The organism is Pseudomonas sp. NFACC32-1 (genome assembly GCF_900101215.1).
Classification (GTDB): Bacteria; Pseudomonadota; Gammaproteobacteria; order Pseudomonadales; family Pseudomonadaceae; genus Aquipseudomonas.
Map to the genome: position 1 here is coordinate 52,917 of NZ_FMUL01000013.1, position 15,736 is coordinate 68,652.

A 15,736-nucleotide genomic window follows, 5' to 3' on the forward strand; every position below is an offset into this window, starting at 1 on the left:
CTTTATGAACCCACAGATGATCAAACTCCTGGGCCTGTCCGCCCTGACCGCCGGCATTCTTGCCGCCACCAGCGGCGCGCGCGCCGACGAAATCAAGGCGCCGACCTTTACTGCCGAACCTTGCTGCAGCCTGTGCCCTGCGGCACACGACGAAAAGAACTACACCACGCGCTACCAGCAGAACTTCACCACGCTGGTACAGGCCCAGGGCGACTGGCTGTTCCGTACCCGGGAAGACCTGCGTACCGAGTTCGACACTACCCCGGCCGGCTACAAGCGCATGCAGATGCTGCACGATGCCTTCAAGAAGAAAGGCGTCGAACTGGTGATCGTCTATCAGCCCACCCGGGGCCTGGTGAACCGCAACAAGCTCAACCCACAGGAAAAGGCCAGCTTCGACTATGAAAAGGCCCTGACCAACTACAAGGCCATGCTCGGTCGCTTCGCGCAGATGGGCTACGTGGTACCGGACCTGTCTCCGCTGACCAACGAAAACCTCCCCGAGACCCTGCCGGCCCACGATTTCTACTTCCGTGGCGACCAGCACTGGACACCCTACGGCGCCCAGCGCACGGCGAAGATCGTCGCCGAGAAGGTCAAGCAGATCCCGGCCTTCGCCGACATTCCCAAGCGTGAGTTCGAGACCAAGAAGTCCGGCCGCATGGGCAAGACCGGCACCCTGCACAACATGGCCGGCCAGCTGTGCGGCACCAGCTATGCGATCCAGTACATGGACCAGTTCACCACCGAGCCCAAGGGCGAAGCTGGCGACGGCGACCTGTTCGGCGATTCCGGCAACCCGCAGATCACCCTCGTGGGTACCAGTCACAGCGGCAAGAACTACAACTTCGCCGGCTTCCTGGAAGAAGCCATCGGCGCCGACATTCTCAACGTCGCCTTCCCCGGCGGTGGTTTCGAGGGCGCGATGATCCAGTACCTGGGCAGCGAGGAATTCCAGAAGAGCCCACCCAAGATCCTGATCTGGGAATTCTCGCCGCTGTATCGCCTGGACCAGGAAACCATCTACCGCCAGATGATGGCGTTGCTGGACAACAACGGTTGCGAAGGCAAGCCGGCGCTGATGAGCAGCAAGACCGCCCTGAAGCCGGGCAAGAACGAATTGATGGTCAATAGCAAGAACATGGATCTGCGTAACGGCAGCCACCAGGTCGACATCCGTTTCGCCGACACCTCGGTGAAAACGTTGCAAGCCACCCTCTGGTACATGAATGGGCGCCACGAGGACATCAAGATCGAGAAACCGAACACCTCCGAAACCGACGGGCGTTTCGCCTTCCAGTTGCGCACCGATGAGGACTGGGCCTCGCAGAACCTGCTGGCCGTTGAAGTCCAGGGCCCCGAAGCCGGTGCGGCACCACAGCAAATCGAAGCGAAAGTCTGCAAACGCAATGTCTCTCCGCAAGCCGAACAAACGGCTCAAATCGGACAATGAGGTCTCGCTTTATGACCAGAAACATGCGACCCCGAACGTTGAAAGCGCTGCTGGCGCCGTCCCTGCTGACCCTGGCGATGTTCGCCGGGGCCACCCAGGCCGCGGCTCCGCTGCGTCCGCCACAGGGCTACTTCGCACCGATCGAGAAGGTCAAGGTCGGCGACCCGGCCCAGGGCTGCGATGCAACGCCAACGCCCTATACCGGCGCGCTGCAGTTCCGCAGCAAGTACGAAGGCTCCGACAAGGCCCGCGCGACCTTGAACGTGCAATCGGAAAAAGCCTTCCGTGACAGCACCGCCGACATCACCCGGATCGAACGGGGTATCAGCAAGCAGGTGATGCAGTTCATGCGCGACGGTCGCCCCGAGCAACTGGAATGCACCTTGAACTGGCTGACCGAATGGGCCAAGGCCGATGCGTTGATGTCCACCGACTTCAACCACACCGGCAAGTCCATGCGCAAATGGGCCTTGGGCAGCATGGCCTCGGCCTATGTGCGCCTGAAGTTCTCCGAGTCGCGCCCACTGGCCAACCACCAGGAACAGGCGCAACTGATCGAAGGCTGGTTCAGCAAGATGGCCGACCAGGTGGTCAGCGACTGGGACAACCTGCCCCTGGACAAGACCAACAACCACTCCTACTGGGCAGCCTGGTCGGTGATGGCCACGGCCGTGGCGACCAACCGTCGCGACCTGTTCGACTGGGCCGTCAAGGAATACAAGGTCGGCGTCAACCAGGTGGACGCCGACGGTTTCCTGCCCAACGAACTCAAGCGCAAGCAGCGGGCGCTGTCGTACCACAACTATGCCCTGCCGCCCCTGGCGATGATCGCCAGTTTTGCCCAGGTCAACGGCGTGGACCTGCGCCAGGAAAACAATGCCGCCCTCAAGCGTCTGGGCGAGCGGGTACTGGCCGGTGTGGAAGACCCGGACATCTTCGAAGAGAAGAACGGCGAAGAACAGGACATGAAGGATCTCAAGATCGATTCGAAATTCGCCTGGCTCGAACCGTTCTGCTCCCTCTACACATGCTCGCAGGATGTGCTGGAACGCAAGCATGAAATGCAGCCGTTCAAGACCTTCCGCCTCGGCGGGGACTTGACCAAGGTGTACGACCCATCGCGGGATAAAGGTGAGAAAGGAAGCTAAGCCCACCCTCCCTGCCTGGCGGGGAATTCTGTAGGAGCGAGCTTGCTCGCGATGACGGTATGTCAGTCGCCACCAAAGTGAATGTCAGATCGCAATCGCGAGCAAGCTCGCTCCCACAGGGAATGTGGTTTGTTTCGAATGTAATCAACCCCCCGGTTTTCATGGGGGGGTTTGGGGGGGCTCTGGCCCTTGACTGTTGATTCAACATGGAGAGATCGGGATGGTATTTTCATCCAACGTGTTCCTGTTCCTGTTCCTGCCGATCTTTCTCGGCTTGTACTACCTGAGCGGGCAACGCTATCGCAACCTGCTGCTGCTGATCGCCAGCTATGTGTTCTATGCCTGGTGGCGGGTGGATTTCCTGGCGCTGTTCGCCGGCGTCACCCTGTGGAACTACTGGATCGGCCTTAAAGTCGGCGCCGCGGGCGTGCGCACCAAACCGGCCCAGCGCTGGCTGCTGCTTGGCGTGGGCGTGGACCTGGCCATCCTCGGCTATTTCAAATACGCCAACTTCGGCGTGGACAGCCTCAACGCCATCATCACCAGCTTCGGTCTCAATCCGTTCATCCTGACCCACGTGCTGTTGCCGATCGGGATCTCGTTCTACATCTTCGAGTCCATCAGCTACATCATCGACGTCTATCGCGGCGATACCCCGGCGACCCGCAACCTGATCGACTTCGCGGCGTTCGTGGCGATCTTCCCCCACCTGATCGCCGGCCCCGTGCTGCGTTTCCGTGACCTGGCCGATCAGTTCAACAACCGCACCCACACCCTGGACAAGTTCTCCGAAGGCTGCACGCGCTTCATGCAGGGCTTCATCAAGAAAGTGTTCATCGCCGACACCCTGGCGGTGGTGGCCGACCATTGCTTCGCCCTGCAGAACCCCACCACGGGTGACGCCTGGCTCGGCGCCCTGGCCTACACCGCGCAGCTGTACTTCGACTTCTCCGGCTACAGCGACATGGCCATCGGCCTGGGCCTGATGATGGGTTTCCGCTTCATGGAAAACTTCAAGCAACCCTACATCAGCCAGTCCATCACCGAGTTCTGGCGGCGCTGGCACATCAGCCTGTCCACCTGGCTGCGTGACTACCTCTACATCACCCTGGGCGGTAACCGCAAAGGCACGCTGATGACCTATCGCAACCTGTTCCTGACCATGCTGCTCGGCGGTCTGTGGCACGGTGCGAACATCACCTACGTGATCTGGGGCGCCTGGCACGGTATCTGGCTGGCCATCGAGAAGGCCGTGGGCATCAACACCACGCCGCGCACCATCAACCCGATCCGCTGGGCACTGACCTTCCTGCTGGTGGTCATGGGCTGGGTGATCTTCCGTGCCGAGAACCTGCACGTGGCCGGTCGCATGTACGGCGCCATGTTCAGCTTCGGCGACTGGTCGCTGTCGGAACTGACCCGCGCCAACCTCACCGGCCTGCAGATCGCCACGCTGGTGGTGGCCTACGTCACCCTCGCCTTCTTCGGCCTGCGGGACTTCTACACCAACCGTCCTCCAGTCAAGACCAAGCCCGAGGTCAACACCGAGGCCGATGGTCCGGCCACCGCGCAACCGGGCCTGATCAAGGCCGTTCCGGGCGACAACCCGTCGAACATCCATGAACCGGGCTACACCGTGGGTGTCGAAGCCCAGGTGCAACCAGCCTACTGGGTCGCCGACTGGCCACGCTATGTGATGCGCGCCCTGGTGCTGCTGCTGTTCATCGCCTCGATTCTCAAACTCTCGGCGCAAAGCTTCTCGCCGTTCCTTTACTTCCAGTTCTGAGGGATCTGAACATGACCCGCTCATTACGCATCTTTTACATCGCACTGTTTCTGCTGACCCTGGTGGTGCTGGGCCTGTGGTCGATGCGCAGTTTCTTCGGCTTCAGCACCAACCCCGATGCCACGGTGCTCAACGGGCGCTGGGCCAAGGCCGTGGAAACCCACTACGACGACGAGTTTCCCATCAAGCGCCTGGGCACCAACATCTGGGCGGCGCTGGACTACAAGCTGTTCAACGAAGGCCGCAAGGGCGTGGTCCTGGGCCGTGACCAGTGGCTGTACAGCGATGAAGAGTTCAACCCGATCGTCAACGAAGAGCTGAACCTGCAAGGCAACTACGCGTTGATCGAGGGCGTGCGCCAGAAGCTCAAGGAGCAAGGCATCACCCTGGTGATGGCGATCGTGCCGGCCAAGGCGCGGCTGTACCCCGAGCACCTGGGTGAAGTGAAGCCATCCAGCATCCACGCCAACCTCTACCAGGATTTCCATGCTCGCGTGGCGGCGGACAAGATCATCGCCCCCGACCTGCTCGGCCCGTTGCAACAGGCCAAGCAAAGCGGCCAGCAAGTGTTCCTGCGCACCGACACCCACTGGACGCCGGAAGGTGCCCAGGTGGCCGCCGAGAACCTGGCCAAGGCCATTGCCGAGCGCGCTCCGCTCAACGGTGAACCGCAGCGCTTCGTCACCGAGCCTGTGGAAAAGATCACCCACAAGGGCGACCTGCGTCAGTTCCTGCCCTTGGATCCGCTGTTCGAAGAACTGATGCCGGCCCAGGAGCCGCTGGTCAAGCGCAATACCCGCGAAGCCGAGGACCAGCCGGCCGAAGGCGACGCCCTGTTCGCCGACGCCCAGGTACCCGTGGCCCTGATCGGCACCAGCTACAGCGCCAACCCCAACTGGAACTTCGTCGGTGCGCTCAAGCAGGCCCTGCACAGCGACGTCGTGAACTACGCCGAAGACGGCCATGGCCCGATTCTGCCAATGCTCAGCTACCTCAAAAGCGACGCCTTCAAGAACAGCCCGCCCCAGGTGCTGATCTGGGAGTTCCCTGAACGTTATCTGCCCGTGAACAACGAAATCGGCGACGCCGACCCACAGTGGGTCGCAGAGCTCAAACAAGCCGGTGCGCGCCAACAGAACGTAGCCGCCAACACCCCATCCGAGACGCCCGACCGGGCGCAAAACTGAAAGAGAGGTCCACCATGACTTTCACCACAACTCATCGCCGTCTCGCTGCTCGCTCCTTCAAGGCCGTTGCCCTCGCTGCCAGCCTGAGCGCCCTGTCCTTTTCCGCCTTCGCCGGTGACTCGGCCCTGTACGGCCCGGTCGCGCCAAAAGGCTCAAGCTTCGTGCGCCTCTACAACGCCAGCAACGCCGAAGTCAGCGCCACCGTCGGCAGCACCAACCTGAGCGATGTCGCCCCCCTGGCCAGCAGCGATTTCAGCTTCATGCCCGGCGGCGACTACAGCGCCAAGGTCGGCAGCCAGACCGTACCGGTGAAACTGGCTCCCGATCACTATTACACCCTGGTCAACAACGCCAGCGGCCAACCACAACTGATCGAAGAACCACCGTTCAAGAACAAGCAGAAGTCCCTGGTTCGCGTGCAGAACCTGAGCGACAAGGCACTGACCCTCAAGACCGCCGACGGCAAGACCGAAGTGGTTCCGAACGTGGCGGCCAAAGGCCGCGGCGAGCGTGAAATCAATCCGGTCAAAGTCAGCCTGGCGCTGTTCGAGGGCGACAAGAAAGTCGGCGATCTGAAACCCGTAGCCCTGGAGCGCGGTGAAGCCGCGGTGCTGTACGTCACCGGCTCGGGCAGCAGCCTGTCGCCAGTGTGGGTCAAGCGCCCCGTGTCGACCCGCTGATGAGTTTTCCTGACTGACGCTGTGCCCTGTGGGAGCGAGCGTGCTCGCGATAGCTATCTGACATTCAACATGGATGTCGATCGATACACCGCCATCGCGAGCAAGCTCGCTCCCACACTGAGCACAGCTGTCATTCGGGCAAGGAACAACAACAAGAGAGTGAAACGACAGAACGCAGTAGCTCTATAACCATTTCGCTTCAAGGAGTAACACACATGATTCCGGTGATCTTGTCAGGTGGTAGCGGCTCACGTCTTTGGCCGCTTTCGCGCAAGCAATTCCCAAAACAATTCCTGGCCCTGACCGGGGAAAACACCCTGTTCCAGCAGACCCTCGAACGCCTGGTGTTCGAAGGCATGGACACGCCGATCGTGGTCTGCAACAAAGACCACCGGTTCATCGTCAACGAGCAGTTGGCCAACCGCAAACTGGAAGCCCAGCGCATCCTGATGGAACCGTTCGGGCGCAATACCGCACCGGCCGTGGCCCTGACGGCGATGATGCTGGTCAATGAAGGTCGCGACGAGTTGATGCTGGTGCTGCCGGCCGACCACGTGATCGAAGACCAGAAAGCCCTGCAACGCGCCCTGGCCCTGGCCACCGTGGCCGCCGAGCGCGGCGAGATGGTGCTGTTCGGCATCCCGCCGACCAAGCCGGAGACCGGCTACGGCTACATCAAGTCGACCAACGATGCGCTGCTGCCCGAGGGTGTGAGCCGCGTTTCGCACTTCGTCGAGAAACCCGACGCCAAGCGCGCCACCGAATTCCTCGAAGCCGGTGGCTATTTCTGGAACAGCGGCATGTTCCTGTTCCGCGCCAGCCGCTTCCTCGAAGAATTGAAGAAGCACGATCCGGACATCTATGACACCTGCCTGCTGACCCTGGAGCGCAGCGAACAGACAGCGGACACCATCACCTTCGACGAAGCCACCTTCGCTTGCTGCCCGGACAACTCCATCGACTACGCGGTGATGGAAAAGACCCAGCGGGCCTGCGTGGTGCCACTGGCGGCGGGCTGGAGCGATGTCGGCTGCTGGGCGTCGCTGTGGGAAGTCAACGAAAAAGACGCCAACGGCAACGTCACCAAGGGCGACGTAGTGATCCAGGACAGCCGCAACTGCATGATCCACGGCAACGGCAAGCTGGTGTCGGTGATCGGCCTGGAGAACATCGTGGTGGTGGAAACCAAGGACGCCATGATGATCGCCCACAAGGACAAGGTCCAAGGCGTGAAACAGCTGGTCAACACCCTCAACGCCCAGGGCCGCAGCGAAACCCAGAACCACTGCGAGGTCTACCGTCCGTGGGGCTCCTACGACTCGGTGGACATGGGCGGTCGTTTCCAGGTCAAGCACATCTCGGTCAAGCCGGGCGCATGCCTGTCGCTGCAGATGCACCACCACCGCGCCGAACACTGGATCGTGGTCAGCGGCACCGCCGAGGTCACCTGCGACGAGAACGTGTTCCTGCTGTGTGAAAACCAGTCGACCTACATCCCGATCGCATCCGTCCATCGTCTGCGCAACCCGGGCAAGATCCCGCTGGAAATCATCGAGGTGCAGTCCGGCAGCTACCTGGGCGAAGACGACATCGAGCGCTTCGAAGACATCTACGGTCGCTCCACCCCGATCGAACGCGGCGTGTCGGTGAAGACCATCGCGCAGTAACGTTCGGCCCCAAACGAAGCCCCCATCCAGCCCACTGCGCCCCCTATCCGCAGTGGGTTGGATGGGGGTTTTCTTATTTGGGCCGGGCTGCCAGGTCACTCGCCGCCATTGCCGGCCCAGTTCCATTTGCCGGTCATTCAAGCAGCCTTTCTCACCCTGGCCCCCTGAGCTTTGGCATGCCATCTCGTGACGTTCACTGACCCTGGAATCTTGATTTCCAAGCTGCCTCCAAACGCATTGTCGATCTGTTTGAGCAACTGGGAAGCATCCATTACTCTCGCCTGGACCGCCTTGATGCCCGAGAGCCCCAACAGCAACGCTTTCAGGTCCTCCAGGCGTCCCTTTACCATGGGCACCTTCTTCAAATCCGCAGCATGTGCCGGGTCCAGCACGTCCGGAGAAGCAAAGAAGTTGATGTCTTGCCAACCGGCTCCCAACGCCTCCTGCATCTGCTCGGAATCTTCAAGATCGTATTCGGCGAAGTGAGTCGCTGTCCGAAGGAAAGCCCGGTCATTGACCTCGTCGTCCACCGCCAGGAGAAAGAACGAAAAACCCATGTTCCCGGCCCTGGTCCAATCCTTTTCATTGGTATTGCCGCTCGAATCTCCTATCGTTTTCAACTTCGCCTTGACCAGCGCAAAATTCGACGAAATTTCGGCGAAGGAGGGAGACCCGGTTGCAGAGTAGGTGTAGTGCCTGAGCTTGAATTTTTTGTCTTTGGTGCTGGTCAATACCGCCTCCGGCGCCCTTTTGTCCTTGAATTGCAGTTGCCCCCCGGTTATTTCCTCCATCATCCGGAAAGGGAGCTCCCGATCCAAGGCGCTGTAACTGGCCTGGTAATACTCGAAAATACCCACTGCGGTTTCCAGTGCAGTCTTGGACTCGGCGTTCTCCCCCTGAACGTCAAAAAACGTCAGCGGATTGTTACGGACCATCCGATAAAGATTCAAACCGTCCACCTCCCCAGCCGGATCCGGATTGACCCAACGCTGCAGCCACGGCGCGTAATACCTGAACCCATAGTAATAAAGCCCCGTGGCATCGCGCTCCTTGCCTGAGTAGCGAACCGTCTTGTAGCTGACTTCGGCCTCGTCATCGCCGGCCAGATAGGCGGTCTCGCCGAACGGGTAGAAATGCTCCCGGCTGATGATCCGGGCGTCGTGGTCGAGCTCCAGGGCGATCGACCCCAAGTGATCGGAACAACTGTAGCGATAGCGGTCGTTCTCTGCGAAAGGCGGCGTGCTCTCCCAATGCAGTATCCGAACGCCGTCGAGTCCGCCTCGGGCAACGATGACCTGCAATGACTCGCCGTTGCCGCTGTCGGCGCGCAGTTCCAGCCCCGGCAGGTAACGCACCTCGGCGACCAGCGTGCGACTCGCGATTTGCAGGGTACGAAGCTTGCGCACCCGTTGACCATCTCCTGCGTAGACATACCGCTCGCTATCATCGAGACCCGACGCCCGGGCTATGGGGGTGACCGAACCCAACTGGTTACGCAGGTCCCAGGCCAGGGAACGTCCCGGCTCCCGTTCCAGCCAATTGCCTTGCGCATCGAATGCCGCGTCGATCTCCTCCTCCGTCGGCGGCACACCATTACGGTATGGCAGGCCACGATTGCTGTGGCGGGCCACCTTCATCCGCTGTCCGTGATTCTGCGTACCGACATGGGTCAGTTCCACCAAATTGCCGCCTTCATCGTAGCGGTAGGTCTGCCGGTAATTGCTGACTGCCGCCGGATCGCTGTGCCCCATGGACTCGGGCCCCTGGCTTGGGGCGCCCGCTTCCCATCCCGTGGCCTGGCTCAACTGATAGAGCGTGTCGTAGACGAAACGGCTGACGGGCTCGATCCGCTGGTTGGCGAAATAACGCACCGGCTGGGCCTTGTCTTCGATGCTCAGGACGTTGCCCATGGGATCGTAGGCATACTCCAGGTCCTGCAAGACCCGGTCGCCGTGTCGAACGCTGCGCGTCACCAAGCGACCATCCTCGGGACTATAGGCGAGCCGGGTCCGCACAGCGTTGCCGGCGGTTTGCTCTTCGACCTGCCCTTCGGCGCTGTAACGGATATCCCTCACCAGGGATTGCCACTGGCTCTGGCCCCGTAGCAACAGCTGGCTGCCAGCTATCCTTCCATCCACGGCCAGCGTCTGCCGCTGCCGATTGCCCCTGGCATCGACCTGCTCCAGCACATCGCCCTGCGGACCCAGGCACCACGTCGTCAGGAACCCATCGCCAGGTTCAAGCAACGGCTCACGATCGGCTTCCCGCTCCGGCCAATCGGGAATGACCGCGTCGAGGGTAAAACGGCGCTCCTGGGCAAGGCGTTGACCGCCGAGGGAAAACGACGTCGACAGCACGGTTCCCGCCGGATCGTCATGACGAACCAGTTGGCCGTGCTGGTTGTGATCGCCATCGCCCTGGCCCGGATCACCATATTTCATGCGCTCGACGCACCGAAGCGGTTGGCCGGCCCCCTGCTCGAACACTGCCACAAGGCGCAGCGAGTGATCGTAGGCGATTTCCCGTTGGGTGCCCCGGCCATCCCAACTGCGCAGGTTTTCGCTGGCGAGCCCAGGCAGATCGACCTGTCGGCCCGCGTCGACGCTGGTCGTGAGCAGCAGGGTCGAGGACAGCGAATAAACCGCCGAAAGGTTGGCGGGGGTCGCTTCATCCTCCTGTCGCAGGGCCCCCAAGCGTGGGTCCCATTGCTCGACCAGGCGCCCCGCCGTATCGATGCGGCTGCGGTTGATGCGTCGGTGCGCCGGCCCTCGCTCGAGGGTGCGACAGTAATCGACCGAACGGACCGGCAAGCGTCGCGGATCAACGGCAATCAACGTCGGGGTCCCCTGATCCATGCTCATCGTTCGGTCTCCTGGCCAAAGCCGCCTGCGCCTTCGCCATCTAACAAGGGGGCGTACAGCGCTGCCTACTGTCAGATATAACAGTGACGACCAGTGGATCGGCAGGGCAGAGAATATCCATGCCCCGAGCCCTCCGGTAGGATGTGGCTACGCTATCGGAGGCTTCGAACATGCTTATTGGCGTCTTGCTGGTCATTACCTGGCTGATCCTGCTGCTGCGCTACCCGGCCAAGGCACTGCCGGTGTCCCTGGCGGCGTTTGTCGGCCTGGGGCTGGTGGCCGCCTGGGTGATCTGGCAGGAAAACCGCGAGACCCGGCAACTGGCACGCCTGGAGCTGCGCCTTGCCTACGCTCCGGAACACTGCCCCGCCGACCGCCCGCTGCTGCTGAAACTCAAGAACGGCAACGACGTACCATTGGTCGAGCTGGGCTGGCGGGTCGCGGCCTATGCACCCGGCGACACCATCAACCTGGCCGACACCCCGTACAATGCACCGCGCTACCACGGGCCCGGCCAGTTGCAGCCCGGTGCCGACTGGCAGGATTGCCTGCCCCTGCCCCCGCTGCGTCCCGGCTATCGCCCGCAGACGCTGGAGTTTCGTGCCGAGCGATTGCATGGCAGCTTCTCCGATTGAGCCACTTTCCTCTTTTTCTGCACAAGGAACGCGCCATGCCCGTTGCGTTGATTACCGGATGTTCAAGCGGCATCGGCCGCGCCCTCGCCGATGCCTTCAAGGCTGCCGGATACCAGGTCTGGGCCAGCGCCCGCAAGGCTGAGGACGTCGCAGCGCTCAGCGCCGCCGGCTTCACCGCCGTCCAGCTGGACGTGAACGACGGCCAGGCGCTGGAGCAATTGAGCGAACGGATCAACCAGCAGCACGGCGGCCTCGATGTGCTGGTCAACAATGCCGGCTACGGCGCCATGGGCCCGTTGCTGGACGGCGGCGTGCCCGCCTTGCAGCGCCAGTTCGAAACGAATGTGTTCGCCATCGTCGGCGTGACCCGCGCGCTGTTCCCGGTGCTGCGCCGGGCCAGGGGCCTGGTGGTGAACATCGGCAGTGTTTCCGGTGTGCTGGTCACACCGTTCGCTGGCGCCTATTGCGCCTCCAAGGCCGCGGTGCACGCCTTGAGCGACGCGCTGCGCATGGAACTGGCGCCGTTCGGTATCCGCGTCATGGAAGTCCAACCCGGCGCCATCGCTTCGAGTTTCGCCAGGAATGCCGGCCATGAAGCAGAACAGTTGATCAACGAGCAATCACCCTGGTGGCCCCTGCGCGACGGTATCCGCGCCCGGGCCAAGGCGTCCCAGGACAAGCCGACCCCGGCCGGCGAATTCGCCGCCGGGCTGCTCAAGGCCGTGCAACAACCCAGGCCTGCCCGCTTGCTGCGCCTGGGCAATGGCAGCCGGACCCTGCCGCTGATGGCTGGCTTACTGCCCAAGGGGTTGCTGGAGAAGGTGTTGATGAAGCGGTTTGGGCTGGGTAGAACATTGTAGATGCGAAAGCGACAACAGGCGCTTTGTAGCAAGGGGATCGGGCCGAACACAAAACCCGTGCCCACTGGAAATCCAATGTGGGAGCGAGCTTGCTCGCGATGGCGGCCTCACCTTCAACATCGTCGCAAGCCAACACTCCGCTTGCGCGGGCAAGCCCGTTCCCACAGGGCTTAGCGGTGAAGAATGGGCTCACCCTGCGGCTCGACCACCACCGTACACGTCATCCCCGCCGCCAGCAGCACGCCATCAGGCACTTCATCAAGATGAATCCGCACCGGCACCCGCTGGGCCAGGCGCACCCAGTTGAAGGTCGGGTTGACGTCGGCCACCAGTTCCCGGCTTGCCGGGTTGTCGCGGTCGTAGATGCCACGGGAAATGCTTTCCACGTGCCCCTTGAGCAGCTCCCCGCTCATCAACTGCAATTGGGCCGGATCGCCGATGCGGACCTTGGGCAGCTTGGTTTCTTCGAAGAAGCCATAGACCCAGAACGAGTTCATGTCCACCACCGCCATCTTCGCCTCGCCGATACGGGCATAGTCGCCACGGTGCACGTTGAGGTTGGTGACATAGCCGTCCACCGCGGCACGCACCTCGGTGCGCGACAGGTTCAGCTCGGCCGCCTCCAGTTGCGCCTGGGCGTGCTGGTAGTCGGCCAGGGCCGAGTCGGCGATATTGCTGGCGTCATCGCGGTTTTCCCGGGAGATCACCAGGCTGTCCAGGTCCGCGCGACGATGAGCGTTGACCTTGCGCATTTCCCAGGTGGCCTTGCGCGACGCCACCAGGGAACGAGCCTGCTTGACTGCGATGCGATAGTGCTCGGGATCGATACGCATCAACAGGTCACCTTTGCTCACCCGCTGGTTGTCGCGCACGGGCACATCGACCACTTCGCCGCTGACATCGGCGGCGACGTTGATGATGTCGGCCCGCACCCGTCCATCGCGGGTCCAGGGCGTGTCCATGTAGTGCACCCATAGCGTACGGCCGACCCACAGCGCCAAGGCCAGTACCAACAGCGTCGCCAGCAGGCTGAAGAATTTTTTCATCGCATCGATCTCAACGGTAGACCGTCAGCGCCAGCGCGCCGAACAGGCAGGTAAACAGACTCAGGCGCAGCAGCGCCGGGTGCCAGAAGAAGCGGTACAGATCCATGCCCGAGAGGAAGCGATCCAGGGCCCAGGCCAGTGCGGCGGCGATGAAGAACATCAGGGTCATGGTGGGCATGTAGACGCCATGGAAGGCGATTTCACGAGGCATGGTCAGGGTCCTGGGACAGCGGGGCGGCATGCGACATGGCATAGCCGGCCAATGGCGATTGCGGGTCCAGCAAGGAAGTGCGGATGAAATGCAGGTAACTCTTCACCCGGCGCAGGGCCGATGTGTCGAAGTGCGGCGCGAACGGTTCATCGGTGGCCTGGACGCGACCGATCGCCTGGTCCACTGCCACCAGGGCACGCTCCAGATTGTTCTGGCACGGCTGGCGGAACAGCCTCACCAGGGCTCGTCCCATCACGCGGATCGCCTGGCGCCACGGCTGGGTTTCGGCGTAGGCCGGATGCACCGGCAGGATCGCCTGTTCCTTGCGTAATTCGATGATCGCGTGCCCGACCTCCAGCACCACCAACATCCAGCGCAGCAAGTCCCGCTGCACCTGGGGCTGCCCCGCTGCCAGCCCATAGGCCTGATGCAGCAGATCTCGGGTACGACTTTCGAAGCCCGATGCCAGCCCCTTGAGCCGGCCGCTGATGGCGAACACAACTTGCTCGCGCAGGTCCTGTTCGAGCCGGCGCCACAGCCAGCGACTGTTGGGCGGCAGAATGATCGCCCCGGCAGCGGCACACACCAGCATGCCGAGAATCATCGCGATGTAGTCGTTGATGAAGGTGTAGGGGTTGTACACCGTCAGGTTGTCGGGCACCGAGCCCGTGCAGAAAAAGATCAGCAACCCGAGCCCGACCCCGGCGTATTGCGGTCGCGAACCGAGAAACGAACCCAGCATGAGCACCGGTGCCAGCACCATGCAGAGCAAAGGGAAACCGTCGATCAACGGGAAGATGAAGAACATCTCGACGAAACCCACCAGTGCCCCGAGCAAAGTGCCACAGGCCATCTGGAATGCCATGCGCTTGGGGTTCGGCGTCGCCGCCGACAAGCCCACCGTGGCCGCGGCGATCATGGTCATGGTCGCCCCGCTCGGCCAGGCCGTGGCGACCCAATAGCTGCCCAGCACCAGCAGAATGAACGCGGCGCGAAACCCTGATGCCAGGGCCGCGAGCCAGTTGGTCCGCGGCACATACGGCTCGTCCCAGCGCTCGCGTTCGTGGTGGTGATCCACCAGTGAAGCGTGGGTCAGGGCATAGCCATGCAAATCGTCGACAAATCGGTAGAGCAACTCGTAGGCCGTGTGGAAATCCAGCAACTGCGCCTCACTCGGCCCCGTTTCCTGGAACAGTGCCCGCAAGCGACGCACCTGTGCCGGCAGCTGGGCCTTGTACTCGGCCAAGGCCACCACCAGCCGCGCGGCGTCAGCGTCGGTCAGGGCCCGGGCGCTGAAGCTGTCCAGCAGTTCGGCCAGGTTGTTCAGGCCTGGCTTGATGGCACTCACCACATGGTCGGCCGCACTGTCGCGCAGTCGTTCAAGCAACTGGTGCAAGGCATTGAAGCGCGTGGTGATGCCCATGAACTCGCTGTTCAGCCGGCTGAGCCGACCGTTGCGCCGACGCATGTGCGGATCCTCGAACACGGTCACGCTGCGCAGGCTCTCCAGGCCCACGGCCTCGGCGATGAAACGCACGTTGCCGGCCTCGAATGCCTCCTGCCTGCTGCGTCCACGCAGACCGTCGGTGACGAACAGGGCAAACACTGCGAAGCGCTGGTACAAGGCGTTGCGCATGGCGGCGCTGGCGGTTTGCGGCAGGATCGCGGCGCTGACCAGGGTGGAACAGAGGATACCCAGGGAAATTTCCAGCACCCGCCAGACCGCCGCCATGAACGCCCCTTCCGGATGGGCCAGGGCAGGCAGGCCGATCATCGCCGCGGTATAGCCGGCCAGCACGAAACCGTAGGCCCTGAAGTTGCGCGAACGTGTCGCCCCCGCCGTACAGAAACCGACCCAGATCGTCAGGCAGCCCAAAAACCATTCGGTGTTCTGGGCAAACAAGGCGATCAGCGCCACCATCACCGCCGAACCGGCCAGGGTCCCGAGGAAGCGGTAGAAACTCTTGGCGAACACCTGGCCGCTCTGGGGCTGCATGACGATGAACACCGTGATCATGGCCGTGCGCGGTTGCGGCAGTTCCAGGCGCATCGCCAGCCACAGAGTCAGGAACGCGGCGAACAGCACCTTGAATATGTAGACCCAGGTCACCCCGTCGCTGCGGGCCCAATCGAAAAAACCGCGGCGCCATTCGAGGCGATGCAGCCAGCGCCATGAGGCGCGCAAGGAAGTCATCGAGGCAG

General features: G+C 62.3%; 12 protein-coding genes. 8 read left to right on the forward strand and 4 right to left on the reverse strand.

Annotation, left to right across the window (positions count from 1 at the left end; all coding sequences use genetic code 11):
* Positions 1-4 precede the first annotated feature (4 nt).
* The 6 genes from BLP99_RS19275 to BLP99_RS19300 all read left to right on the forward strand — a co-directional run bounded on the left by BLP99_RS19275 (position 5) and on the right by BLP99_RS19300 (position 7,921).
* Positions 5-1,453, forward strand: coding sequence for an alginate O-acetyltransferase (locus tag BLP99_RS19275; RefSeq protein WP_072397066.1), 1,449 nt, complete (start codon positions 5-7; stop codon positions 1,451-1,453).
* Positions 1,454-1,476: 23 nt separating this feature from the next.
* Positions 1,477-2,601: a mannuronate-specific alginate lyase gene (locus BLP99_RS19280; RefSeq protein WP_072397209.1), complete on the forward strand. Its 1,125-nt coding sequence runs from the start codon at positions 1,477-1,479 to the stop codon at positions 2,599-2,601.
* A gap of 220 nt (positions 2,602-2,821) precedes the next feature.
* A complete protein-coding gene (locus BLP99_RS19285; protein ID WP_072397064.1) occupies positions 2,822-4,387 on the forward strand; it encodes an MBOAT family O-acyltransferase in 1,566 nt (521 codons plus the stop codon).
* Positions 4,388-4,398: 11 nt separating this feature from the next.
* Entirely contained in the window at positions 4,399-5,574 is a 1,176-nt protein-coding gene (locus BLP99_RS19290) for an alginate O-acetyltransferase (RefSeq protein ID WP_092181439.1), read from the forward strand.
* A 14-nt stretch (positions 5,575-5,588) separates the two neighbouring features.
* Positions 5,589-6,254, forward strand: coding sequence for an alginate O-acetyltransferase AlgF (locus tag BLP99_RS19295; protein WP_072397060.1), 666 nt, complete (start codon positions 5,589-5,591; stop codon positions 6,252-6,254).
* 215 nt (positions 6,255-6,469) lie between these two features.
* Positions 6,470-7,921 (forward strand): mannose-1-phosphate guanylyltransferase/mannose-6-phosphate isomerase, encoded by a 1,452-nt coding sequence (locus tag BLP99_RS19300; RefSeq protein WP_072397050.1) that lies wholly within the window; start codon positions 6,470-6,472, stop codon positions 7,919-7,921.
* A 137-nt stretch (positions 7,922-8,058) separates the two neighbouring features.
* On the opposite strand, the gene BLP99_RS19305 is transcribed toward BLP99_RS19300, so the two are convergent.
* Positions 8,059-10,782 (reverse strand): RHS repeat domain-containing protein, encoded by a 2,724-nt coding sequence (locus BLP99_RS19305; RefSeq protein WP_092181442.1) that lies wholly within the window; start codon positions 10,780-10,782, stop codon positions 8,059-8,061.
* A 170-nt stretch (positions 10,783-10,952) separates the two neighbouring features.
* Here BLP99_RS19305 and BLP99_RS19310 point away from each other — a divergent pair, with 170 nt between their 5' ends.
* Both BLP99_RS19310 and BLP99_RS19315 read left to right on the forward strand, forming a co-directional pair.
* Positions 10,953-11,417, forward strand: coding sequence for a multidrug transporter (locus BLP99_RS19310; protein ID WP_072397046.1), 465 nt, complete (start codon positions 10,953-10,955; stop codon positions 11,415-11,417).
* 35 nt (positions 11,418-11,452) lie between these two features.
* Positions 11,453-12,277 carry an SDR family oxidoreductase gene (locus BLP99_RS19315; RefSeq protein WP_072397044.1) on the forward strand — a complete coding sequence of 275 codons (825 nt, stop codon included), beginning with the start codon at positions 11,453-11,455 and terminating at the stop codon, positions 12,275-12,277.
* A 170-nt stretch (positions 12,278-12,447) separates the two neighbouring features.
* On the opposite strand, the gene BLP99_RS19320 is transcribed toward BLP99_RS19315, so the two are convergent.
* Genes BLP99_RS19320 through BLP99_RS19330 form a run of 3 tightly spaced genes read right to left on the reverse strand, consistent with a single transcriptional unit; the run spans position 12,448 to position 15,728 of the window.
* Positions 12,448-13,323, reverse strand: coding sequence for an efflux RND transporter periplasmic adaptor subunit (locus tag BLP99_RS19320; RefSeq protein ID WP_072397042.1), 876 nt, complete (start codon positions 13,321-13,323; stop codon positions 12,448-12,450).
* 10 nt (positions 13,324-13,333) lie between these two features.
* Positions 13,334-13,534 (reverse strand): DUF1656 domain-containing protein, encoded by a 201-nt coding sequence (locus BLP99_RS19325; protein WP_072397040.1) that lies wholly within the window; start codon positions 13,532-13,534, stop codon positions 13,334-13,336.
* Complete coding sequence (locus tag BLP99_RS19330; RefSeq protein ID WP_072397038.1) at positions 13,524-15,728, reverse strand: FUSC family protein; 2,205 nt, start codon at positions 15,726-15,728, stop codon at positions 13,524-13,526. The genes BLP99_RS19325 and BLP99_RS19330 overlap by 11 nt, the downstream gene beginning before the upstream one ends.
* Positions 15,729-15,736 lie beyond the last annotated feature (8 nt).